Below are 22,219 nucleotides of genomic sequence, written 5' to 3'. Positions count from 1 at the left end.
TTAACGCGGGTGAGATACCCGCGGTTAATCGGGATTATGTCCGATGACTCACAGGAACGATTCAGAAAGTCTCATATCTGCCGATTCATTGATTCAGGTCCGTCGGCAGCAGCCAATTCGGCGGTCACGACGTCGATGGCCCGCCGAATCACGGGCAGCCGCTTGTCTCGCTCAGTGGTCGCATGCGCACGGGCCAGGGCGTGCTCACGAATCTCGCGGTCCATCGCGGCCACCGTCTTCTCCTGCGCGGCCGCGTCCCCGGCATCCCGCTCGGCAGCGGCCGAACTCAGCACCGCCTCGGCGGCCAGCACACGGGTGGCGACTCGTTCCTCCACTGCCGCGCGCAGGCCGGCGACGACCTCGATCACCCACCTGTCGAGCAGAGCCCGGTCATGCAGCAGTCCCCGCGTTCCGACCACCCACAGCGTCAGGGCGACCCCGAGAGCCGCTGCGCCCAGCGCCCCGGCGGCCGTCCACTGGGGCGCGACCCCGGCGAAGAACCGGCTCACGGTGAGCGCCACGCCAAGGCCGAATCCGGCACCGAACAAGGTCATCAGCCGGGTCTCCAGGCGACGTGAGCGCAGCGGCGGACCGGAGACGTCGACCGCAGGGGGCGGGCCCACCGGCACGTCGACGGGAAGGTCCAATTCGTGGCCGACATCGGCAAGGTGAACCGAGATGCCCTCGTCGACCTCGTCGACCACCTCGGCGACCCGGTTGCGGACGTCGTCGACGAACGGCGCCCGCTGCCGGCGGCCCAACGATGCCGCGTCCTCCTGCAACTCGGCGCGCACCGAGGTGCACCGGCCGCGCGCGAAGTACCCCAGTTGCACGCGGGCCTGCTGAACCCGGGTACGCAGCGCGATGGCCCGCTCGGTTCTGTCCACGCGACGTCGGCGCAGCACCTCTGCGCGGTGCTCGCGGAGGGCGGCCAGCCGGGTTTCCCGACCCACTCCCGCGGCATCGCGCTCGAGCCGCATCGCCAACGCTGAGAGCCGACTATTCCAGGTGCGCAATCGATTTCGTCTCTCCAGATTCGGCCGGGCGAGGTCTTCGGAGATCGCGGCGACGAGATCGCCGAGCACCGGCTCACCCAGATCGGGTGCCGGTGCCGCACCGACCCAGACGATGTCGCGGTAGCGGGGGGCATGGGCGGCCAGCAGTGCACGGTTGGTGTCGAGCACGTCGCGCCAGGTGCGGTGCACGTCGATCTTGGCGACCACGCCGATCACGGTGTCGGTGTCGGCGGCCGCGGCATCGAGCAACTCACAATCCGATGCCGACAGCGGTGCGGTGGCCGACACCACGAACACCACCGCGGCCGGGGCTTCACCGGGACCGAGGTCGGTCGACTCGACGACCGTGTGCGACGGAAGGTGTTCGCGCAGCGCGTCAGTCACGCTCGTGGTGCCCGCCAGCCACGGACCGGTGACGAGGACGACGTCGCGGCGGGTGATCGCCGGCGCGGGAAGGGCAGGGTCGAGTGCCCACACCAGGGAGTCGACGGCGTCGTCGCTCACCGGACGGGCTCCGGGACCCCGCCGGCGCGCTCCCACAGCCTCAGCGACCCGCGCACGATGTCCGCGCCGCACGACTGATGCAGCCGAGATACCGGCCCGCGAATGTAGCGCTGCCAGTCACGCGCCCGCCGCAACAGCGCCTCCTCGGTGCCCGTGCGGTCCACCCGCATGCCGTCGGCTTCCACCACCTCGATCGCCGCGGCCATCCGAGCACCCACCACCGCGTCATCGCCCAGGCTGTCGGCGGCGAGTCCACCCACCAGACGGCGATAGCGTGCGGCCGCGGACAGCCGGTCGATCGCCGACAACAACCCGTCCACTGCGCTGGCACGGCGCAGCGCCGCCCGCACCCCGGCCCGGTCGGCGCCGTCCCGCACGGCCCGCACCGCATGCGCGATCCCGAACAGATCCAGCCCGGCCAGCAGCCGCGCCCGGACGTGCGGCGCCAGAGCATGCTCGCCGGCCACGAATCCGTCGGTGCAGCCCAGGTTGGCCGGTTCGGCGATCAGCGTCCGCAGCGCCGCCATGGCCGCCTCGTCCACCACGGAGTCGTCGAGGGCGGCCAGCGCTGCCAGGCCCGCCAGCGGCAGCACCGGTAACCCGATCCCGCCCTGCAGCCGCTCGCAGCGCTGGGCGGCCGCCGCCACGGGACCGCGGCCACCGAAACCCGTCAGGTCGGCCTTGTTGAGCACCGCGACACACGGCCGCACCGCAGCGGCCAGGGCGGCCAGGTCCTCCGGTTTGGCCGTTTCGGCCAGTACGTAGACGCCGACGTCGTGGGCTTGATCCGGTGCGACGACCTCGACGCCGGCCGCACTCAGCACCCGGGACACAGTGCGCCGACCACAACCGGCCCGGCCCGCCACCGCCACCCGGGTGGCAGCGCGCAGATGCGCCGGCCCGGCGTTCGCCACCATGCCGGTCATGGTGGCATCGGCGCGGGCAGGGCGCGAGCCACCCGCGTAGGCAACTGTTGGGTATCAATCTGCACCACGATGCGGGTACACCCGTCGTTATGGGCGACGATGGAGGGATGCATGCGCAGGGTGGCTCTGCCGCGCCCGAAACACTCGGGCCGGCGCAGGACTATCCGCGTGTCACCAGCTTCCGCTCCCGGCGTTCCAGCCTCACCGAGGCGCAGCAGGATCTGTGGGACCGGCGCTGGCCGGAAGTCGGGACTCAAGCCAGGGTCGGGGACCATCCCATGGGCCTGCTCGATACCGACGCCTGGTTCGGCCGTCACGCCCCCGTGGTCCTGGAGATCGGGTGCGGAACCGGCACCTCCACCCTGGCGATGGCGCAGACCGAGCCGGAGATCGACGTCGTGGCCGTCGAGGTCTACCGGCGCGGCCTCGCACAGCTGCTCAGCGCGATCGACCGGGAGAACGTGACCAACATCAGGCTGATCCGGGGCGACGCGATGGACGTGCTGGAGAACATGTTCGCCACCGGCACGCTGACCGGGGTGCGGGTGTTCTTCCCGGACCCCTGGCCGAAGTCACGCCACCACAAACGAAGATTCCTCAAGACCGAGACCGTGGCGCTCATCGCCGACCGGTTGCGTCCCGGCGGTGTCCTGCACGCCGCGACCGACCACGCCGGCTACGCCGAGCAGATCGCCGAGGTCGGCGATGCCGAACCGATGCTGCGCCGGGCCACCGACGGTGACGATCTGCCCATTTCGGTGCGACGGCCGACCACCAAGTACGAAGGCAAGGCCCACGATGCGGGCAGCGCGGTCAGCGAACTCATCTGGATGAAGCGACCATGAGTGTGATGGAAGAAACGGAACCCGCGCCCGTTCCCGACGTGCCACCCGCGGCCGGCGACGTGACGAGCCCCACGACACAGCGGGTGCTGTTGGTCTGGGATGCACCGAACCTCGACATGGGCCTGGGCTCGATCCTCGGCGGCAGGCCCACCGCCGCCCACCGGCCACGGTTCGACGCTCTCGGCCGCTGGTTGCTCGGCCGCACCAGCGATATCTCAGCCGGGCATCCGGACGTCACCGTCGAACCCGAGGCGACGGTGTTCACCAACATCGCCCCTGGCAGCGCCGATGTCGTCCGCCCGTGGGTCGAGGCGCTGCGTAACGTGGGGTTCGCGGTCTTCGCCAAACCGAAGATCGACGAAGACAGCGACGTGGACAGCGACATGCTCGCCCACATCGCACAGCGCCACCTCGAAGGCTTGGCGGCCGTCATGGTGGCCTCGGCCGACGGTCAGGCGTTCCGGGCACCCCTGGAAGACATCGCCCGCTCCGGCATCCCGGTGTCCGTGCTCGGATTTCGCGAACATGCGAGCTGGGCATTAGCGTCGGATACCTTGGAGTTCGTCGACCTGGAAGACATTCCTGGTGTTTTCCGCGAGCCGCTGCCGCGAATCGGCCTAGATTCGCTACCAGAGCAAGGGGCGTGGCTACAGCCATTCCGGCCGCTGTCCTCGCTACTGACATCGCGGGTCTGAGCAAGAGAACCCGATGCGCAGGTCATACAGACTTAGTTAGGAGATTACGTGTTCGCCTGGTGGGGTCGAACTGTGTATCGCTACCGATACATCGTGATCGCAGTCATGGTCGCGCTGTGCGTCGGCGGCGGCATCTACGGTGCCAGCCTCGGCAAGCACGTCACGCAGAGTGGTTTCTACGACGAGGGCAGTTCGTCGGTGCGGGCGTCGCTGATCGCCGACGCCGCCTACGGGCGCGACACCTCCGGCCACATCATCGCGATCTACACCGCTCCCGACGGCAAGACCGTCGACGACCCGGCCTTCAAGAAGAAGATTCTGGATAACCTCGCCCAGGTCGAGAAGGACCATCCCGACGAGCTGCTGCGGTCGATCGGCTACTTCAAGAGCCCCGAGCTGCTGTCCAACATGGCCGACGCGGACAAGAAGCACGCGTTCATGTCGATCCAGCTCAAGGGCAACGACGACGACACCATCCTGAACAACTTCAAGAAGGTCGACAAGGACTTCTTCATCGACGGTGTCAACGTCAAGCTGGCCGGCCTACAACCACTGGCCGCCGAGCTGACCGGAACCATCGGTGAGGACCAGCAGCGCGCCGAGGTGGCCGCCATCCCGCTGGTCGCGGTGCTGCTCTTCTTCGTCTTCGGCGGCGTGATCGCCGCCAGCCTGCCCGCCATCATCGGCGGCCTGTCCATCCTGGGCGCGTTGGGCATCATGCGGGTGATCGCCGATTTCACGCCGGTGCACTTCTTCGCCCAGCCCGTCGTGACGCTCATCGGTCTGGGCATCGCGATCGACTACGGACTGTTCATCGTCAGCCGCTTCCGAGAAGAGCTCGCCGAAGGCTACGAGACCGAGGCGGCGATCCGGCGCACGATGATGACGTCGGGACGCACAGTGGTGTTCTCAGCGGTGATCATCGTGGCGTCGTCGCTGCCGCTGTTGTTGTTCCCGCAGGGCTTCCTCAAGTCGATCACCTACGCGATCATCGCCTCGGTGATGCTGGCGGCGATCCTGTCGATCACCGTCCTAGCGGCCATCCTGGCCATCCTCGGTCCCAACGTCGACGCGCTCGGTGTCCGCACGCTGCTGCGGGTGCCGTTCCTGCGTAACTGGACCTTCTCGCGCAGGATCATCGACTGGTTCGCGGAGAAGACCCAGAAGACCAAGACCCGCGAAGAGGTCGAGAACGGCTTCTGGGGCAAGCTCGTCAACCAGGTGATGAAACGGCCGATCCTGTTCGCCGCCCCGATCATCATCTTCATGATCGTGCTGATCATCCCGCTGGGGAAGCTGGCTCTCGGCGGCATCAGCGAGAAGTACCTGCCGCCGGACAACTCGGTGCGCACTGCGCAGGAAGAGTTCGACAAGCTCTTCCCCGGCTTCCGCACCGAGCCGATCACGCTGGTCATGAAGAACACCGACGGCCAGCCGGTCACCGATCAGCAGGTCGCCGAGCTTCGCAACAGGGCGATGTCGGTCAGCGGGTTCACCGACCCCGACAACAACCCCGACGCCATGTGGAAGGAACGCTCCTACCTCGACGGCGCCTCCAAGGATCCGTCGGTGCGCGTCATCCAGAATGGCCTCATCGTCCGCAACGAGGCGAGCAAGAAGATCGCCGAGCTGAGAGCCCTCACGCCACCGCGAGGCGTCACGGTCTACGTGGGCGGCACCCCGGCACTGGAACAGGACAGTATCCACAGCCTGTACGACAAGCTGCCGCTGATGGTCGTCCTGCTCATCACCACGACGACGATCCTGATGTTCCTGGCCTTCGGATCGCTGGTGCTGCCAATCAAGGCCGCATTGATGAGCGCGCTCACGTTGGGCTCGACGATGGGTGTGCTCACCTGGATGTTCGTCGACGGACACGGTTCGGGGCTGATGAACTACACCCCGCAGCCGTTGATGGCGCCCATGATCGGGCTGATCATCGCGGTGATCTACGGTCTGTCGACCGACTACGAAGTGTTCCTGGTCTCGCGAATGGTGGAGGCCCGCGAACGCGGGATGTCGACCACCGAGGCCATCCGGATCGGTACCGCGACCACCGGCCGGCTCATCACGGCCGCGGCGCTGGTGCTGGCCGTGGTCGCGGGCGCGTTCGTGTTCTCCGACCTGGTGATGATGAAGTACCTGGCCTTCGGTCTGCTGATCGCGCTGCTGCTCGACGCGACGATCGTCCGCATGTTCCTGGTGCCGGCCATCATGAAGCTGCTCGGCGACGACTGCTGGTGGGCGCCGCGCTGGATGAAGCGGTTGCAGGTCAAGATCGGTCTCGGCGAGACGCACCTGCCCGACGAGCGCAAACGTCCCGTCGTCCGCGAACCCGCCGAGGCGCTCGTCGGCGCCGGCGCATCCGCGGCACCCGAACCCCGGTCACGCCCGGCGCCCGATCCCACGCACCCGGGGGGCCGGGCGGCACCCCGAGCGGTGGGCCGCGCCGAGTACCCGGCCCCGCCCGCGCCGCACGCCGTACCGTCGGCGGCGGGCACCGCACGCCTTGCCGACCCGCAGGGCGTGCCGGACAACGACGCACCCACCACCCGGTTCACGGTGGCCAAGAACGCGGTCCGCAACGCGGTGAACAACGCCGCGGCGGCAGCCCGATCCAACCGTCCCGATCAGCCCGCCGCCCCGGATCGCGAGATCGAGTCATGGCTCGGCGAGCTGCGCGGCAAGACGCCGGCAGCGCCACCGCCGCAACCGTCGGCCGAACCGACCCGTTCGATGGCCGCCCCGGAGGATGCGACGACGGCAATCCCGGCACCGCCGGCTGCCACCGAGGACGTCCCGCCCTCGATCTCGGCTGAGGAGACCCGGGCGATCCCGGTCGCCCGCCCCGAGTCGGGCGACTCCGAGGTGGCCACCGAGAAGCTCAACGCCCGCGGCCAGAAAGAGGGCGAGGACCGTCCGCGCCGCGGCGGTGGAGTCAGCGCGGCCGACCTGCTGCGCCGCGAAGGCCGCCTCTAGTCCGCCCAAACCAACGTTTGGGCGCCAAAGGTCGAGTGGCTCACGCCATTTCGTCGATCTCGGCGACGGGGTTCAGTGTCCGCGGCGATTAGTTAGCCGACTTCGGCGGCACGGTGTCAGGTTCGGCGTCCAACACGATTCCGGCGTCCTCGGCCTCGAGTTCGGCGGCCTCCTGAACGGGGTCGGCGGCGACCAGCACCCGGATGGCGCTGTTGAGGAATGCCACCAACGGCACCGCCAGCAGTGCCCCGACGATGCCTGCCAGCACACCGCCCGCGGCGATGGCGAGCACGATCGCCAGCGGATGGATCGCGACCGCGCGGCCCATCACGAACGGCTGCAGAATGTGGGCCTCCAACTGCTGCACCGCAATGATCAGCCCGAGCGTGATGAGGGCGTAGACGAAGCCCTTGGCCAGCAGGGCGACGATGACGGCCAGCAGACCGCTGATCACCGCACCGACCAGGGGGATGAAGGCGCCCAGGAACACCAGTGAGGCCAGCGGCAGGGCCAGTGGCACGCCCATGATGGCCAGGCCGGTGCCGATGCCGACTGCGTCGACCAGTGCCACCAGGAAGGTGGCCCGGACGTAGCCGATCAGCGACCCGAACCCGGCCCGTCCGGCCGCGCGCACCCGTTCCCGGGTTCCGGCCGGGACGATCCTGGTCACGAACGAGTAGATGTTGCGCCCGCCGTGCAACAGGAAGATCAACGTAAACAGCACCAGGAACGCGCCGGTGACGATCTCGGTCAGGGTGGCGGCCGTGGACAGCGCCCCGGTGGTGAGCTTCTCCTGGTTGTCGCGCAGCGCCTTGATCGCGGAGTTGCCCGCGTTGTCGATCTGTTCGCGGCTCAGGTGCGCGGGCCCCTCGATGAGCCAGTCACGGAGGCTGTCGATACTGCGGGTGACCTCTTCAACCAGGCTCGGCAGGCCCGAAACGAATTGGCTGACAACGAAAGTCAGTATCCCGCCGAACACCCCGAGGCCGCCGAGGAGCACCAGTGCCACCGCGCCACCGCGCGGGGCGCCGCGTCGGTCGAGCCAGTCGACGGCCGGCAGCATCAGTGCGGCCACCATGGTGGCCAGCGCCACCGGCACGATGATGACCTGGAGCTTGGCGACCAGCCACAGCAGCACCGCGATGACCCCGGCGATGACCAGCAGGCGCCATGACCACGCTGCGGCCTTGCGGATCAGCGGATCGACAGCATCGTCGTCTGAGGTTGCGCGTGCCGGCATGCGGTCAGCCTAACCACAAGCGGACACGCGGCGAACACCGTCGAGAGCATCCTTCGCCGTTACCCTGAACCATGTGTCCTACGACGCGCCGGTCGACGCCGCCCGCGAGGAACACGAACCGCCGGCTCGCGGGAAGTACTGGTGGCTCCGTTGGGCGGTGCTCGGCCTTGCTCTGATCGTCCTGGCCGTCGAAGCGTCCCTGGTGTGGGACCAGCTGGCCAAGGCGTGGATGAGCCTGCTGACCGCCAACTGGTGGTGGGTGCTCGCCGCGGTCGCGGCCGCCGTGCTGTCGATGCACAGCTTCGCCCAGATCCAGCGCACCCTGCTGCGGTCGGCGGGGGTGATCGTGCACCAGTGGCGTTCGGAGGCGGCGTTCTACGCCGGCAACGCACTGAGCACCACCATGCCGGGCGGTCCGGTGCTCTCGGCGACCTTCGTCTACCGCCAGCAGCGCTCCTGGGGCGCCTCGCCGGTGGTGGCGTCCTGGCAGCTGGTGATGTCGGGTGCCCTGCAGGTGGTGGGCCTGGCCCTGCTGGGCCTCGGCGGCGCATTCCTGTTGGGCGCCAAGAACAATCCGTTCTCACTGCTGTTCACCCTCGGCGGCTTCATCGCGCTGCTGCTGCTCGCCCAGGCGGTGGCGACCCGCCCCGAACTGATCGACGGGATCGGGGCCAGGGTTCTGGGCTGGGTCAACTCGGTGCGCGGCAAGCCACCGGAGACCGGGCTGCGCAAGTGGCGCGAGACCCTCAGCCAGCTCGAATCGGTGAGCCTGAACCGCCGTGAACTCGGAGTTGCGTTCAGTTGGTCGCTGTTCAACTGGGTGGCCGACGTCGCCTGCCTGGCATTCGCGGCCTACGCCGCCGGCGGAAAGCCGTCGCTGGCCGGGTTGACTGTGGCTTACGCCGCAGCGCGGGCGGTCGGGTCGATCCCGTTGATGCCAGGTGGTCTCCTGGTGGTGGAAGCCGTGCTGGTCCCCGGTCTGGTGTCCAGCGGGATGACGCTGCCCGACGCCATCTCGGCGATGCTGATCTATCGCCTGGTCAGCTGGATCTTCATTTCGGCGATCGGCTGGGTGGTGTTCTTCTTCATGTTCCGCACCGAAGGCGCACTCAATCCAGACGTCGTCGTCGACGAACTCGCCGCCGAGGACGCTGCGGCCTATCAACGCCGGCTCGACGACCCCGGCGACAGTGCCCTGCAGGGACCGCTACCGCCACCCGATCCCGGTGGTGAGGACGACCGCCGACGCTGACCGGCGGCAGCGCGGACTGTGATTGGATTCAATTATGTGGCGTTGGGGGCAGGGGGCGTGGGCTGCGGTGAGCGCGCTCGCGATGTTCACGGTGGCGTCCTGTTCGGACACCACCACGACGACGATCACCTCGCCGTCGACGGTGACGGTGTCGGCGACGACGACCTCGACTGCCAGCCAACCGGCGGAATTCACTCCGGTGATCGGATCCGTCATCGCCGAACCGGTACCGGTCCCCGGCACCGACGGCAAGACCCATCTCGACTACGAGGTGCGGCTGAGCAACATGCTCGGCCAGGACGTCACCCTCAATTCGGTCGACGTCATCAGCGGTGACCGAACCCTGCTGTCGCTGAGCGGCGATCAACTCAGCTACTGGACACGAGTGGTCGGCAACGCCGCCACGCCGACCGACAAGATCGGCCCGGGCCAGAGTGCGCTCGTGTGGATCGACATCGCCATCGACCCCACCACCGGTGCCGCAGACCCCACCGAACTGACCCACCGAGTGTCGATCTCGGTCGCCACACCGGCGCCTCCCCTGCTGCCGCCGACACTGAGCGAGTCGGTGGCGACAACCAAGGTGGCACAACGCAGCCCCATCGCCATCGCCCCGCCGCTGGACGGGGCCAACTGGCTCGACGGAAACAGCTGCTGTGCGATGACCGATCACCGGATGGCGGTCAACCCGCTCAACAGCGGACTGTGGGCCGCCGAACGGTTCGCCATCGACTACGTCCAATTACAGCCCGATGCAAGGCTTTTCAACGGTGACCGGGCGAACCTGACAAGCTATGCCTACTACGGCGCGGGGGTCCACGCGGTGTCCGACGGGCCGGTGGTAACGGTGGTGGACGACCAGCCCGACCAGGTGCCCGGCAGCAATCCCACCGGACTGACGCTGGACCAGTACGGCGGCAACTACATCGTCCAGGACATCGGCGGCGGCAACTACGCCTTCTACGCCCACCTGAAACCGGGCAGCATACGGGTCAAGGTCGGCGATGCGCTGACCGCCGATCAGACCATCGCCCAACTGGGCAACAGCGGCAATTCCAGTGCGCCGCACCTGCATTTCCAGGTGATGAGCAGTCCGGACCCGCTGGTTTCCAACGGCCTGCCCTTCCTGCTCACGGGTTTCAGGCTGGTCAATCGGCTGGCTTCGGCCGCAGATCTCGACCAGCTCGAGGCCGGTCAACCCGCGGTGATGCAACCCGGCTTCGAGCCGAGCGAGCACACCGATGTCAGCCCACTGGTACTGGATGTGATGACGTATGGACAGTCGTAGCGAAACCCGTTCTGTTGCAGCGGCACTGGCGGCCGACGTCGTCCTGGTTGTGGTGTTCTGCACGATCGGGCGCCGCAGCCACGCAGAAGGCCTGACGCTGAGCGGCATCGCCGAGACCGCGTGGCCGTTCCTGTCGGGAACGTTGACCGGCTGGCTGCTGGCGCGGGCGTGGCGGGCCCCCACTGCGGTGGCGCCGACCGGCCTGATCGTGTGGGTATCCACGGTTGTCATCGGAATGTTGTTGCGCAAAGCCAGTTCTCAGGGCGTTGCGGTCAGCTTCGTCGTGGTGGCCTCACTGGTGACGGCGCTGTTTCTCCTCGGCTGGCGCGCCGCTGTCACGTTGGCGGGAAAGCGCCGCAGCTAGGACGTATTGCCCTGCGCGCCAACAGTCTCCGCCCCTGTCGATACCGTCAGGGTGGCGCGCAACCCGCCGAGTGGTCCGTCGGCCAGTTCGATCGTCCCGCCGTGCAACGCGGCCTGCTGGGCCACCAGAGCCAATCCCAGACCTGAACCACCCACCGTGGCGGTGCTGCCCCTGGCGAACCGGCCCAGCACTGCATCGTGTTCCTCGGCAGGCAGGCCGCGCCCGTCGTCGTCGACGGTAATGACCAGATGAGATGCGCTGCGACGGGCGGTGAGAACGATGCGGGTCGCCATGCCGTGGGTGACCGCATTGCGCACCAGATTGTCCACTGCCAGGCGCAGACCCGCCGGCCAGCCCCAGATCATGCCGGGATCGTCGGCCTCGACCGTGATCTGCACCTCGGCGTCCGAGCGCATGTTCTCCCGCGCCACTCGGTCGAGCATCTCCGCGACGTCGATCGGCTCGCGGTCCTCGACACGGGCCAGTTGCCCCGAGGCCAATTGACCCAGCGCGGTGATGATGGCCTCCACCCGCCGCTGGGCCCGAGACAGGTCGGCCACCACCTCGGCCCGTTCCTCGGCAGGCAGATCGTGGATGCGCAAGGTGTCCAGATCGGCGCGCATCGCGGTCAGGGGGGTGCGCAACTCGTGGGCGGCGTTGGCGGCGAAATCCTGCGCGGCCTGAAGCGAATTCGTGGTTGCCGCTTGAGCATCGGCGAGGCGGCGCAGCATCTGGGCCATCGCCTCGGACAGATCCTCGGCCTCCTTGGCCCCGTGCACGGGTTCCATCTGCTCGATGCCCTTACCGAGGCGACGAGTCTGCTCGGTGAGCCGGCGCAGGGGCCGCACCGCGGGCCCGGCGAGCAGCCAGCCCAGGCCGGCAGCGACCAGCAGTGCGGTCGAACCGATCAGGATGTACACCGGAATCCGGGCCCGGCTCAACAGAATGCTGTCCTCGCGGATGCCGATCGACACCAGAATCCCACCGGCTTGATCGACCGGCACGGTACGCACCCGATAGTCGACGCCGTTGACGTCCACGGTCGCCGTGCCGGGCGGAAGCTGCGGTAACTGGAAGCCACGCTGGAACACCACCTGCCCGGTGGAGCGGGATCGTCCCGTGGTCAGCACACCGTGCTGGGGGTCTTGGAGCTGCTCCGGGTACATGCTCGCGTCGACGATCGAGTCCAGGCGCCGATCCAGTTGTGCCGCATCGTTGTTCGCAAGAACGATCGAGGTCAGTACGGCCAGTAGCGCAACAACGATCGCGGCGGCCAGCGTGGCGGCGATGGCGACCCGGGTGCGCAGCGAGGTGCTACGTCCCGGCCACCTCACGGCTCCGCCCGCAGCACATATCCAATCCCGCGAACAGTCTGAATGACCCGCGGCACCCCGTCGCGTTCGAGCTTGCGCCGCAGATAACTGATGAACACGTCGGCGACGTTGGTGTCGACGTCGAAGTCGTAGCCCCAGACCAGTTCGAGCAACCGCTGTCGGGACAGCACCACACCGGAGTTCTCGGCGAGCACCGCCAGCAGATCGAACTCTCGCTTGGTCAGCTCGACCCGGTCACCCTGGACGAACACCAGCCGGCGGGCGGTGTCGATGGTCAGGGATCCGATCGTGACCGCGTCGGAACCCTCGGCCGAACTGGCGGCTCGGCGCAGCAGTGCATGCAGCCGCGCCACCAACTCACCCAGATCGAACGGCTTGGTCAGATAGTCGTCGGCACCCGCCTCCAAACCGGCGATGCGGTCGTTGACGGTGTCGCGTGCCGAGAGCACACAGATCGGAATGTCGTTGCCCAACGCGCGCAGCGCTGTCACCACGGCCACCCCGTCGAGCTCGGGCATCTGGACGTCCAGAACGAGCGCGTCGTGGTTCTCGGTCGAGAGCAACCGCAGCGCTTCCTTGCCGGTCGCAGCCACCCGGACGTCGAAACCTGAATGCCGCAGCCCACGGGCCACTGAGGTTCGTACGTCCGGGTCGTCATCGACCATCAGGACCGTGCGGCCTGCGCCTTCTTGCGCGGGCTGTTGACCTACCCGCACTGCGGCCTAGGAGGCTGGGAGATCAGGGCTACCGCCGCAGCGGTTCTTGAGGTCGACCAGCGGCTGGCGGATGCCCTGCAGGTCAGCCTTCACCGACGGGTTGTAGTCCAGGTACTTCTGGACTTCCGTGCGGATGGTGTCACGCGGCGCACCCTCGAGGCCGGTGAAGAAGGCGTTGACGTCAGGATGGGTGAACAGGTAAGCCGACGTCGCAGCCGAAACCCCGGCGGACACCCCGGCAAGGTCAGCGGCAGTGCAGTTCGGCGGCGGATCGGCCAGCGCAAGAGGGGCCGTGCCAACCAGGATCGCACCGGCGGCAGCGCCCGCGCCGATCGCTCCGACTACCGCGCGACGGGCCAGACGGGCAGAAATCAACATCTCGGACTCCTTTGAGGGTTGGGCGAGACCGTGTCAGTACGGATTACCAACAAAAGAAAGCTAAGCAGAAACCCTGCGGACTTTCCTGCCTTGAGCTTAACCAATCGTGAGAATGTCGGTCACAGCTGCTCAGCACCGACATCGGCGCACCCTCGGGCGCCGGTGATCTACCGCGCCGTCGACGCCGACGGACCGGGCAGCGGGCCCACTCCAGCCGGGACAGCCGGCACCGACGACGTGGTCGTGACGCCGGCGACCGCCTGGGCGGGAGTCGCGCCGGCGGTCTGGGCGGTCTGCATCAACCCGAGCAGTTGCGGCAGGCTCACCGGCAACTTGCACTGGGTGGACAGGCTCGTCAGCGGCTGCTGGATGGCCTGCAACTCCTTGGCCGCCTGTGGGTTGGCGTCAAAGTAGCTCTTGAGGGCGACCAGCGTCTGGGGCCCGGCCTGTTGTTGGGAGATCGTCGTCAGCGCCTGGTTGGTCTGCGGGTGCGCATCGAGGTACGTGCCGGTGTTGTTCGCCACACCCCCAACGGTCTTGGCGATCGAGCTTGCCGCGCAGGGGTCCGGGGCCGCGGTGGCCGGCATGGGGGCGAGCGCGGCACCGCCACCGAGTGCGGTGACGGCCAGCGCGCCGCCCAGAACGCGCCGCAATCCGGCGGCAGAAGACGGGATGGGCCAGGGCATTGGGGGGCTCCTCACGGTTCGACGATCGTCAGCCGCTGCCGCGATCACGTCGCGACGGCGGTGGTCCCCGACCCGCTGTCTGGCACCGCACATCCTGCCATCAGCGACAGCCGGCGGCCAGTTCGCCGCCGGTAACGAACGGGCACCGGCAGGTCTCGATCCAGCTAATTCCGCGGATCACGGCAGGTCGGCGCACAGCCGCCTGCGGTAGGCTCACAGCCACGAAACCCGAGAAGAATGCGGGGAGATCGCCATCCAGCAGTTCATGATGCGTCTGAGCAGCAACCTGCGCAGATTCCGCTGGCTGGTCTTCGCAGGCTGGCTGTTGGCCCTCGTGCCGGCGATCTATCTGGCTCTGACTCAGTCTCACCAGCTCACCGGTGGCGGCTTCGACGTCGACGGTTCCCAGTCGCTGCACGTGCAGTACCAACTCGAGGACCACTTCCCCGATCAGGGCGCTTCTCCGCTGGCGATGGTCGCCGCCCCGCGTGCCGATGCCTCCTACGAGGACATGAACAAGGCGGTGGCCCAGCTCGAGGCGATCGCCAAGGGAGTGCCAAGCGTGTCGGTGGTGCCCAACCCGGCTCAGCCGGCACCCGCACCGGACCGCCCCTACGTCGTGTCACTACGACTGGACTTCAACAACACCGGCGCCGTCGACGTATCCCGCCAGCTGCGGCAGAAGATCGGCGTCCAGGGTGACCAGCCCGGACAGACCGAGAACGGCCGGGTCCGCCTCTACGTCATCGGGCAGGGCGCGCTCGGCGCCGCCGCCCAGACCACCACCAAGCACGACATCGCCGAAGCCGAGCGCTGGAACCTTCCGATCGTTCTGATTGTTTTGCTCGCGGTGTTCGGGTCGCTGGCCGCGGCCGCCATCCCGTTGGTGCTGGGCCTGTTCACCGTGGTGATCACGATGGGAGTGGTCTACGCCCTGTCGACGATCACGTCGATGTCGGTCTTCGTGACCTCGACGGTGTCGATGTTCGGCATCGCCCTGGCCGTGGACTATTCGCTGTTCATCCTGATGCGCTTCCGGGAGGAACTGCGCGCCGGACGCGACCCGCAGCAGGCGGCTGATGCCGCGATGGCGACCTCCGGACTCGCGGTGGTGCTGTCCGGCCTGACTGTCATCGCGTCGCTGACGGGCATCTATCTCATCGACACCCCGATCCTGCGGTCCATGGCCACCGGGGCGATCCTGGCGGTCGCGGTGGCGGTGCTGACGTCGACCACGCTCATCCCGGCGGTGCTGGCCACGTTCGGCCGGTCCGCGGCCAAACGCTCGCCCGCGCTGCAGTGGTCGCGCCGTGCCGACGCCACCCAGTCCCGGTTCTGGACCCGCTGGGTCGGTGAGGTCATGCGCCGTCCGTGGCTGTCGGCGCTGTCGGCGACGGTGGTGCTGCTCCTGATGGCCGCCCCGGCGTTCTCCATGGTGCTCGGCAACAGCATGCAGCGGCAGTTCCCGTCCTCCCACGAGATCCGCGGCGGTGTGGCGGCGGCAGCCGAAGCGCTCGGGCCCGGCTCCCTGGGTCCGGTGCGGGTGCTGGCGGAGTTCCCCGGCGGCGGCGCCTCCGATCCCAAGAACGCCGCGGCGCTAGAGGGGATCAGCGCCGAGATGGGCAAGGCGCCCAACATCGTGTCGGTATCCACGCCGGTGTTCTCCGACGACAACCGCAGCGCGTTGGTCTCCGCGGTGCTCTCGGTGGACCCCGAGGACCTGGCCGCGCGCCAGACCGTCGACTGGATGCGCGCCAACCTGCCCAAGGTGCCCGCCGCGGCCGGCGTGCAGATCGACGTCGGTGGCCCGACCGCGCTGATCAAGGACTTCGACGACCAGGTGTCACAGAAGCAGCCGTTGGTGCTGGTCTTCGTCGCGCTGATCGCCTTCGTCATGCTGCTGATCGCCATCAGGTCGGTGTTCCTGGCGCTCAAGGGCGTGCTGATGACGGTGCTGTCCGTCGCGGCCGCCTACGGCAGCCTGGTGATGGTGTTCCAGTGGGGCTGGCTGGAAGGCCTGGGCTTCGAGCAGATCACCTCCATCGACAGCACGATCCCGCCGCTGGTGCTGGCCATGACCTTCGGCTTGTCGATGGACTACGAGATCTTCCTGCTCACCCGCATCCGGGAGCGTTACCTGCAGACCGGCGACACCCGCGACTCGGTCGCCTACGGCGTGGCCACCAGCGCGCGCACCATCACCAGCGCGGCACTGATCATGATCGCGGTGTTCATCGGATTCGCCTTCGCGGGCATGCCGCTGGTGGCCCAGATGGGCGTGGCGTGCGCCGTCGCGATCGCCGTCGACGCCACCGTGGTCCGGCTGATCCTGGTGCCCGCCCTGATGGCGATGTTCGACCAGTGGAACTGGTGGTTGCCGCCGTGGCTGGACCGCATCCTGCCGTCGGTGGACTTCGAAAAGCCGCTACCGAAAGTCGACCTGGGCGATCTCGTCGTCATCCCCGACGACATCTCGTCGCTGATGCCGCCGTCGGCAGATCTGAAGATGGTGGTCAAGGGCGCCGCCCGGCTCAAGGACCTGGCTCCCGACGCCGTCTGCGTCGCCGATCCGATGGCGTTCACCGGGTGCGGCAGCCTCGGCGGCGACCTGGCCGGCAGGGTGCGCGGCAGCGATGACGCCACCCGGCCGTTGCCTCAGCGAATCCCGGCGGGTGCCACCACCACCGTCGAGCGCAAGCCGATCCGGTCCTACCTGGCCGCCAGGACGGCCGCTCCGCGCCCGGTGCACCCCGTGACGATGTGGCGCGGCCGGTTGGCCATCGCGCTCGAGGCGCTGGAGACCGACGCCGACGTCACCCGCGCCGGTGTCGAGCGGCTCAGCCCGGTGGAGACCACGAACGTGCAGCTGCCCACCGGTGACCGGCTGCAGATTCCGACCTGCGCGGAGACGCTGCGACTGCAGGCGTTCCTGATCCTGTGCCGCAACAGCCACGCCGACTACGCCGACTTCGCCGGTCTGGTCGATGTGATGGATTACCAGACCGCTGCGGTGGTACTCACCGGAATGGACCGGTATTACTGTTCACAGCGAACTGAGCGACAATGGGTCTCAACCCAGTTGGTGCGCAGGCTTGCCGACCCCAGCCCGTCGGACGACGACGAGCAGTGGGCGGGTCCGGAGGCCGGCGCCGAATGGGAGACGATCAGGCAGCGTTGCCTTTCGGTGGCAGTGGCGATCCTGGAGGAGGCGAGGTGACGGTGGCAGCGGACTCCCGCCCCGATGCCGAACCCTCGCCGGGCGCGTCCACCACATTCGACGAGCGTCCGGTCGAATTCTGGCCGACGTCCTCCATCCGTGCCGCGCTGGAGAACGGTGACATCACCATCTGGCAGCGCATCGTGGTGGCCGTCAAGCGTGATCCGTTCGGCCGCACCGCCCGGCAGGTCGAGGAGGTGCTGGAGAACTCCCAGCCGTACGGCATCTCCAAAGCGCTCGCCGAGGTGTTGATCCGGGCCAGGAACCATTTGGAGTCCAACGAGCGCGCCGAAGCCGCCCGGCATGTGCGGCTGCTGCTGGACCGCTCCGGGCTGACCGAGCCCGAGTTCGCCTCCCGCATCGGGGTGGCCCCGGCGGACCTGAGCACCTACCTCGACGCCAGCGTCAGCCCGCCCGCGTCGCTGATGATCCGGATGCGCAGGCTCTCGGACCGCTTCGCCAAGATGCGGGCCCAGCGGGCCAACGGCGACAGCTGACGCCGCCGGTGTGGTCCAACCCGGATTCGGCTGCGCTGCAAAATATTCTGCGAGACACCCGCACCGTGGCGGTGGTCGGCGCGTCGGCCAATCCCGCCCGCCCGAGCTACGGGGTGTTCGACTATCTCGCCCGGGCGAGTCACTACGAGCTGTTCCCGGTGAACCCGACCATCACCGCGGTCGGTGATACCGCGGCCTACCCATCCCTGGCCGACCTTCCCGTGGCGCCGGACATGGTCGACGTGTTTCGCCGTACCGAGGAACTGCCCACCGTGCTGGCCGACACCCTTGCGCTGAGCCCGCGGCCGAAATACCTGTGGCTGCAACAGGGTTTGTGGGACGAAGACCTTGCGGCGCAGGCCGAGGCGGCCGGTCTGCGCGTGGTCATGGACCGGTGCCTGAAGGTGGACTACGCCCGTCTCATCGGGAGTTGATCGGCGCGACGTCGAGCACCAGCCACTTGCCGTCCTGCTTGACCAGGCCGACCCGCAGGGCGAGCACCGCGGTGTCCGCTGGCTGCCCGGGCTGAATCTGGGTGCCCCGCATCACCACCGCGACGCTGGCCGCCGAGGTTCCGAGCGCTTCCAGGCCGGCTGAGATGGTCTGCGCTTGCGCGGTCACATTGCGCTTGGCGAGATCGGCTGTGGCTTTTCCGAATTCATCCTTGAACGCCTCTGCCCGGTCGGGCGCCATGAATGAGGCCGCCCGGTCAATCGACGTCGTCGGGGCGCCAGGGGTGAAGGTGGCGGTGGCCTCGGCGACTGCCGTGGCGATCCGGACCACCTCCGCGGTATCGCTGCGGAAGTTCCGGTCGGGCACCGTCCATCGGGTGTAACCGACCGCCAGCGCCGCCACCAATGCCGCCGCGGCCAGGGCCGCCACCGCCAGCCGCAGCCCGGGCCCGTCGTCGTCGGTGCCCACCGTCACCGAATCACGCCGGTAGAGAACGAAATTGACGATCACGCCCTGCACGATGAGAAGGCACAGCATCGAGCACACCGATACCCACCACAGCGGCCAGCCCAGCACCACACCGATGCCCAGCAGCGCAGCGATGGCCGCTAACGGCGCGGCGATGTCGAATGCCAGTACGCGGGCCAGGTTCCTCAACGCAGCGACTCCAGCCGCGAGATGAACAGTTTTCCGTCGACGTCGGAGACCCCCAGGCGCAGGTTCCACCGCACGGTCGTCGGCTTCTTGCCGGCATTTTCGCTCACCGAGGTGGCAACGACGACGACGTCGTCGGTGCGCTGGGCCAACTCGGGCGGCAGCGCGGCCTGCTGGGGTGGACGCTGGCCGGCCGCCGGGTCCAGATCGTGGTGGACCGCCTCGATGGACACCGACTCGATCTGCCCGGTGGTGCGCGCCTGCAGCGTCTTGACCACTTCCCGGTACGGCTTGATGGACGCCTCGAAGTCGGAGTTCAGCCCGCCGACGGTGCCGTCGTGCAGTTTCTGCAGGCTGGCGTCGACGTTGTCGACATTCATGTTGATCAGCACCCCGGTCCAGTCCGCGGCAGCGGCCAGCACCCGGGACTGATAGGTGCGCTCGTCGGCGGCGCTGCGGTGATCCGACCAGATCAACCCGCCGAGCACAATCGCCACCACACCCAGGGCCCCGAGTACTGCCGAGGCGACGCCGTAACCGGAGAACACCCGCGCGCCCGCGGTCGTGCTTTCCGACGTCGTCTCGTCCGCATCGGGCATGCAGGGGAGGCTACCGGGCCTGCCCGGCACCCAGGACGACGGCCGCTCACCTCTGGTAAGGATGGTTGGGTGACGGTAGAAACTTTGCGGTCGGGCATCGACCTGACCCATGTCGAATCCTCGGTACGCCCCCAGGACGATCTGTTCGGACACGTCAACGGGCGCTGGCTGACCGACTACGCCATACCGGCCGACCGCGCCACCGACGGGGCGTTCCGCTCGCTGTATGACCGCGCCGAAGAGCAGGTCCGGGAGCTGATCATGCAGGCGGCCGCGTCCGGTGCCGGCATCGGCACCGACGAGCAGCGCATCGGCGATCTGTATGCCAGCTTCCTCGACGAGGACGCCATCGAGAGCCGCGGCGTCCAGCCCCTGCTCGACGAGCTCGCCGCCATCGACACCGCGACCGACCGCGCGGCGCTGGCCTCGGTGATCGGGGCGCTGCAACGGTCCGGGGTCGGCGGCGGCGTGGGCGTCTACGTCGACACCGACTCGAAGAACTCGACGCGCTACCTGGTCCACGTCAGCCAGTCGGGCCTGGGCCTGCCCGACGAGTCGTACTACCGCGACGACCAGCACGCCTCGATCCTGGGCGCCTACCCCGCCCACATCGCGCGGATGTTCACCCTGGTCTACGGCGAGGACTACGCCGGGGAATGGGAGAGCACGGCCGCCCGGATCGTCGCCCTGGAGACCAAACTCGCCGCCGCGCACTGGGACGTCGTGAAGCGCCGTGACGCCGACCTGACCTACAACCTGCGCCGGTTCGCCGACCTGACCGACGAGGCGCCCGGGTTCGACTGGACCGGCTGGATCACCGCGCTGGGCTCCTCCCCCGAAGCGGCGGCCGAGTTGGTGGTCCGCCAGCCCGACTACCTGACCTCCTTCGCCGCGCTGTGGGCCGGCGAGTCCCTCGACGACTGGAAGTGGTGGCTGCGCTGGCGGCTGATCCACGCCCGTGCCGCCGCGTTGACCAGTGCGCTGGTCGAGGAGGACTTCAGCTTCTACGGGCGCACGCTGAGCGGCACTGAGCAGATCCGCGACCGCTGGAAACGCGCGGTGTCACTGGTGGAGGGCATCCTCGGCGACGCTGTCGGCCGGGCCTACGTCGAGCGGCACTTCCCGCCGGATGCCAAGACCCGGATGGACGTGCTGGTGGACAACCTGCGCGAGGCGTATCGGGTCAGCATCAACGACTTGGAGTGGATGACGCCCGAGACCCGGCAGCGGGCGCTGGCCAAACTCGACAAGTTCACCGCCAAGATCGGCTACCCCAAGGCCTGGCGTGACTACTCCACGCTGGTGATCGATCGAAACGACCTGTACGGCAACATCGTTCGGGGCGCCCAGGTGGCATCGGACCGGGAGACTGCCAAGCTCGGCGGCCCGGTGGACCGCGACGAGTGGTTCATGACGCCGCAGACGGTCAACGCCTACTACAACCCCGGGATGAACGAGATCGTCTTCCCGGCCGCCATCCTGCAGCCGCCGTTCTTCGACGCCGAGGCCGACGACGCCGCCAACTACGGCGGGATCGGAGCGGTGATCGGCCACGAGATCGGCCACGGGTTCGACGATCAGGGCGCCAAGTACGACGGTGACGGAAACCTGGTCGACTGGTGGACCGACGCCGATCGCGCCGAGTTCGGGGCGCGGACTAAGAAACTCATCGAGCAGTACGACGCCTTCGTGCCGCGCGAACTCGACGGCGAGGCACATGTGAACGGCGCCTTCACCGTTGGTGAGAACATCGGCGACCTGGGCGGGCTGTCCATCGCGCTGCTGGCGTACCGGCTGTCGCTGGGCGACAAGGAGGCGCCGGTGATCGACGGCCTGACCGGGGTGCAGCGGGTGCTGTTCGGCTGGGCTCAGGTGTGGCGCACGAAATCCCGTGAGGCTGAGGCGCTTCGACGGTTGGCGACCGACCCGCACTCGCCACCGGAGTTCCGCTGCAACGGGGTGGTCCGCAACATCGACGCGTTCTACGACGCGTTCGAGGTCGACCCGGACGACGCGCTGTATCTGGATCCGCAGCACCGCGTCCGCATCTGGAGCTGACCGTGGACGCCTGGGACGCCATCCGTTCGCGGCGCAACGTCCGCAACTACACCGATACCCCGATACCGGACGCCGACATCGACCGGATCCTCGAGGCGGGCTGGCGTTCGCCGTCGGCACGAAACAACCAGCACTGGGATTTCGTGCTCGTCACCGATCGCGCAGTGTTGCAGGATCTTTCGACAGTCTGGATGGGCGCGGGGCACATCGCTGCGGCGAAGGCCGCGATCGCACTGGTGATGCCGGAGCCGCCGGACGAGCGCAACAAGCTGATGGATCAGTACGACCTGGGCCAGGCCACCATGGCGATGGCGATCGCAGCCACCGAGTTAGGCGTCGGGACCGGGCATTCGGCGGTGGGCGATCAGGACCGGGCTCGCGAGATCCTCGGTATTCCCGACGACCACTTCGTCGCCTACCTGCTCGGCCTGGGTTATCCGGCGGATCGCCCGCTCGTGCCGATCCGCAAGCCCAACCGCAGGCCCTTCGACGAGGTGGTCCACCGCGGCGGCTGGTGA

At 68.2% G+C, this 22,219-nt stretch carries 19 protein-coding genes and 1 pseudogene; 11 read left to right on the top strand and 9 right to left on the bottom strand.

The window, feature by feature from the left end; translation table 11 throughout:
• Positions 1–71: 71 nt before the first annotated feature.
• Complete coding sequence (locus OG976_RS14755; protein ID WP_328350056.1) at positions 72–1,520, bottom strand: hypothetical protein; 1,449 nt, start codon at positions 1,518–1,520, stop codon at positions 72–74.
• Complete coding sequence (locus tag OG976_RS14750) at positions 1,517–2,437, bottom strand: hypothetical protein (protein ID WP_328350054.1); 921 nt, start codon at positions 2,435–2,437, stop codon at positions 1,517–1,519. Before OG976_RS14750 ends, OG976_RS14755 begins: the two co-directional genes overlap by 4 nt.
• Positions 2,438–2,535: 98 nt before the next feature.
• Between OG976_RS14750 and trmB the strand changes: the two genes are divergently transcribed.
• From trmB to OG976_RS14735, 3 genes are read left to right on the top strand one after another with little or no spacing between them, the layout of a single operon-like run.
• A complete protein-coding gene (gene trmB / locus OG976_RS14745; protein WP_328350053.1) occupies positions 2,536–3,291 on the top strand; it encodes a tRNA (guanosine(46)-N7)-methyltransferase TrmB in 756 nt (251 codons plus the stop codon).
• A complete protein-coding gene (locus tag OG976_RS14740; protein ID WP_328350051.1) occupies positions 3,288–3,986 on the top strand; it encodes an NYN domain-containing protein in 699 nt (232 codons plus the stop codon). The genes trmB and OG976_RS14740 overlap by 4 nt, the downstream gene beginning before the upstream one ends.
• Before the next feature lie 48 nt (positions 3,987–4,034).
• Positions 4,035–6,965 carry an MMPL family transporter gene (locus tag OG976_RS14735; RefSeq protein WP_328350049.1) on the top strand — a complete coding sequence of 977 codons (2,931 nt, stop codon included), beginning with the start codon at positions 4,035–4,037 and terminating at the stop codon, positions 6,963–6,965.
• Positions 6,966–7,053: 88 nt separating this feature from the next.
• On the opposite strand, the gene OG976_RS14730 is transcribed toward OG976_RS14735, so the two are convergent.
• Positions 7,054–8,205, bottom strand: coding sequence for an AI-2E family transporter (locus tag OG976_RS14730; RefSeq protein WP_328350046.1), 1,152 nt, complete (start codon positions 8,203–8,205; stop codon positions 7,054–7,056).
• A gap of 71 nt (positions 8,206–8,276) precedes the next feature.
• Here OG976_RS14730 and OG976_RS14725 point away from each other — a divergent pair.
• The 3 genes and pseudogenes from OG976_RS14725 to OG976_RS14715 all read left to right on the top strand — a co-directional run.
• A pseudogene (locus tag OG976_RS14725) lies at positions 8,277–9,311 on the top strand (lysylphosphatidylglycerol synthase transmembrane domain-containing protein); the annotation flags it as partial.
• Between the two features lie 213 nt (positions 9,312–9,524).
• Entirely contained in the window at positions 9,525–10,745 is a 1,221-nt protein-coding gene (locus OG976_RS14720) for a M23 family metallopeptidase (protein WP_328350032.1), read from the top strand.
• The gene (locus tag OG976_RS14715; protein WP_328350030.1) at positions 10,732–11,109 is read left to right on the top strand and encodes a DUF3054 domain-containing protein; all 378 of its coding nucleotides are present in this window, start codon (positions 10,732–10,734) and stop codon (positions 11,107–11,109) included. Before OG976_RS14720 ends, OG976_RS14715 begins: the two co-directional genes overlap by 14 nt.
• Here OG976_RS14715 and OG976_RS14710 read toward each other — a convergent pair.
• The 4 genes from OG976_RS14710 to OG976_RS14695 form a co-directional block, all read right to left on the bottom strand.
• Positions 11,106–12,443: a HAMP domain-containing sensor histidine kinase gene (locus OG976_RS14710; RefSeq protein ID WP_328350028.1), complete on the bottom strand. Its 1,338-nt coding sequence runs from the start codon at positions 12,441–12,443 to the stop codon at positions 11,106–11,108. The genes OG976_RS14715 and OG976_RS14710 overlap by 4 nt on opposite strands.
• On the bottom strand, positions 12,440–13,108 hold the full coding sequence (locus tag OG976_RS14705; RefSeq protein ID WP_328350026.1) for a response regulator transcription factor: 669 nt from the start codon (positions 13,106–13,108) through the stop codon (positions 12,440–12,442). Before OG976_RS14705 ends, OG976_RS14710 begins: the two co-directional genes overlap by 4 nt.
• A gap of 57 nt (positions 13,109–13,165) precedes the next feature.
• A complete protein-coding gene (locus OG976_RS14700) occupies positions 13,166–13,537 on the bottom strand; it encodes a heme-binding protein (protein WP_328350024.1) in 372 nt (123 codons plus the stop codon).
• A gap of 167 nt (positions 13,538–13,704) precedes the next feature.
• On the bottom strand, positions 13,705–14,223 hold the full coding sequence (locus OG976_RS14695; protein ID WP_328350022.1) for a hemophore: 519 nt from the start codon (positions 14,221–14,223) through the stop codon (positions 13,705–13,707).
• Between the two features lie 265 nt (positions 14,224–14,488).
• On the opposite strand from OG976_RS14695, the gene OG976_RS14690 reads away from it, so the two are divergent.
• From OG976_RS14690 to OG976_RS14680, 3 genes are read left to right on the top strand one after another with little or no spacing between them, the layout of a single operon-like run.
• The gene (locus OG976_RS14690; RefSeq protein WP_328350020.1) at positions 14,489–17,440 is read left to right on the top strand and encodes an MMPL family transporter; all 2,952 of its coding nucleotides are present in this window, start codon (positions 14,489–14,491) and stop codon (positions 17,438–17,440) included.
• Complete coding sequence (locus tag OG976_RS14685; RefSeq protein ID WP_442930335.1) at positions 17,437–17,937, top strand: XRE family transcriptional regulator; 501 nt, start codon at positions 17,437–17,439, stop codon at positions 17,935–17,937. The genes OG976_RS14690 and OG976_RS14685 overlap by 4 nt, the downstream gene beginning before the upstream one ends.
• Positions 17,938–17,945: 8 nt before the next feature.
• A complete protein-coding gene (locus OG976_RS14680; RefSeq protein WP_328350018.1) occupies positions 17,946–18,371 on the top strand; it encodes a CoA-binding protein in 426 nt (141 codons plus the stop codon).
• Here OG976_RS14680 and OG976_RS14675 read toward each other — a convergent pair.
• Together OG976_RS14675 and OG976_RS14670 are read right to left on the bottom strand one after the other, a co-directional pair.
• Positions 18,358–19,047, bottom strand: a complete 690-nt coding sequence (locus OG976_RS14675) for a hypothetical protein (RefSeq protein WP_328350016.1) — start codon at positions 19,045–19,047, stop codon at positions 18,358–18,360. The genes OG976_RS14680 and OG976_RS14675 overlap by 14 nt on opposite strands.
• Positions 19,044–19,643, bottom strand: a complete 600-nt coding sequence (locus OG976_RS14670) for a hypothetical protein (RefSeq protein WP_328350014.1) — start codon at positions 19,641–19,643, stop codon at positions 19,044–19,046. Before OG976_RS14670 ends, OG976_RS14675 begins: the two co-directional genes overlap by 4 nt.
• A gap of 69 nt (positions 19,644–19,712) precedes the next feature.
• Between OG976_RS14670 and OG976_RS14665 the strand changes: the two genes are divergently transcribed.
• On the top strand, positions 19,713–21,701 hold the full coding sequence (locus OG976_RS14665) for a M13 family metallopeptidase (protein ID WP_328350012.1): 1,989 nt from the start codon (positions 19,713–19,715) through the stop codon (positions 21,699–21,701).
• 2 nt (positions 21,702–21,703) lie between these two features.
• Complete coding sequence (locus OG976_RS14660; protein ID WP_328350011.1) at positions 21,704–22,219, top strand: nitroreductase family protein; 516 nt, start codon at positions 21,704–21,706, stop codon at positions 22,217–22,219.

The organism is Mycobacterium sp. NBC_00419, from assembly GCF_036023875.1.
GTDB lineage: Bacteria > Actinomycetota > Actinomycetes > Mycobacteriales > Mycobacteriaceae > Mycobacterium.
Note: the sequence above shows the minus strand (reverse complement) of the source record. Positions and strands in the feature narration are given on the sequence as shown.

Excerpts from the sequence above, each read along its gene's own strand:
- OG976_RS14695 (WP_328350022.1), bottom strand. The coding sequence starts at position 14,223 with ATGCCCTGGCCCATCCCGTCTTCTGCCGCCGGATTGCGGCGCGTTCTG.
- trmB (WP_328350053.1), top strand. The coding sequence starts at position 2,536 with ATGGGCGACGATGGAGGGATGCATGCGCAGGGTGGCTCTGCCGCGCCC.
- OG976_RS14715 (WP_328350030.1), top strand. The coding sequence starts at position 10,732 with ATGGACAGTCGTAGCGAAACCCGTTCTGTTGCAGCGGCACTGGCGGCC.
- OG976_RS14705 (WP_328350026.1), bottom strand. The coding sequence starts at position 13,108 with ATGGTCGATGACGACCCGGACGTACGAACCTCAGTGGCCCGTGGGCTG.
- OG976_RS14670 (WP_328350014.1), bottom strand. The coding sequence starts at position 19,643 with ATGCCCGATGCGGACGAGACGACGTCGGAAAGCACGACCGCGGGCGCG.
- OG976_RS14690 (WP_328350020.1), top strand. The coding sequence starts at position 14,489 with ATGATGCGTCTGAGCAGCAACCTGCGCAGATTCCGCTGGCTGGTCTTC.
- OG976_RS14730 (WP_328350046.1), bottom strand. The coding sequence starts at position 8,205 with ATGCCGGCACGCGCAACCTCAGACGACGATGCTGTCGATCCGCTGATC.
- OG976_RS14740 (WP_328350051.1), top strand. The coding sequence starts at position 3,288 with ATGAGTGTGATGGAAGAAACGGAACCCGCGCCCGTTCCCGACGTGCCA.
- OG976_RS14700 (WP_328350024.1), bottom strand. The coding sequence starts at position 13,537 with ATGTTGATTTCTGCCCGTCTGGCCCGTCGCGCGGTAGTCGGAGCGATC.
- OG976_RS14750 (WP_328350054.1), bottom strand. The coding sequence starts at position 2,437 with ATGGTGGCGAACGCCGGGCCGGCGCATCTGCGCGCTGCCACCCGGGTG.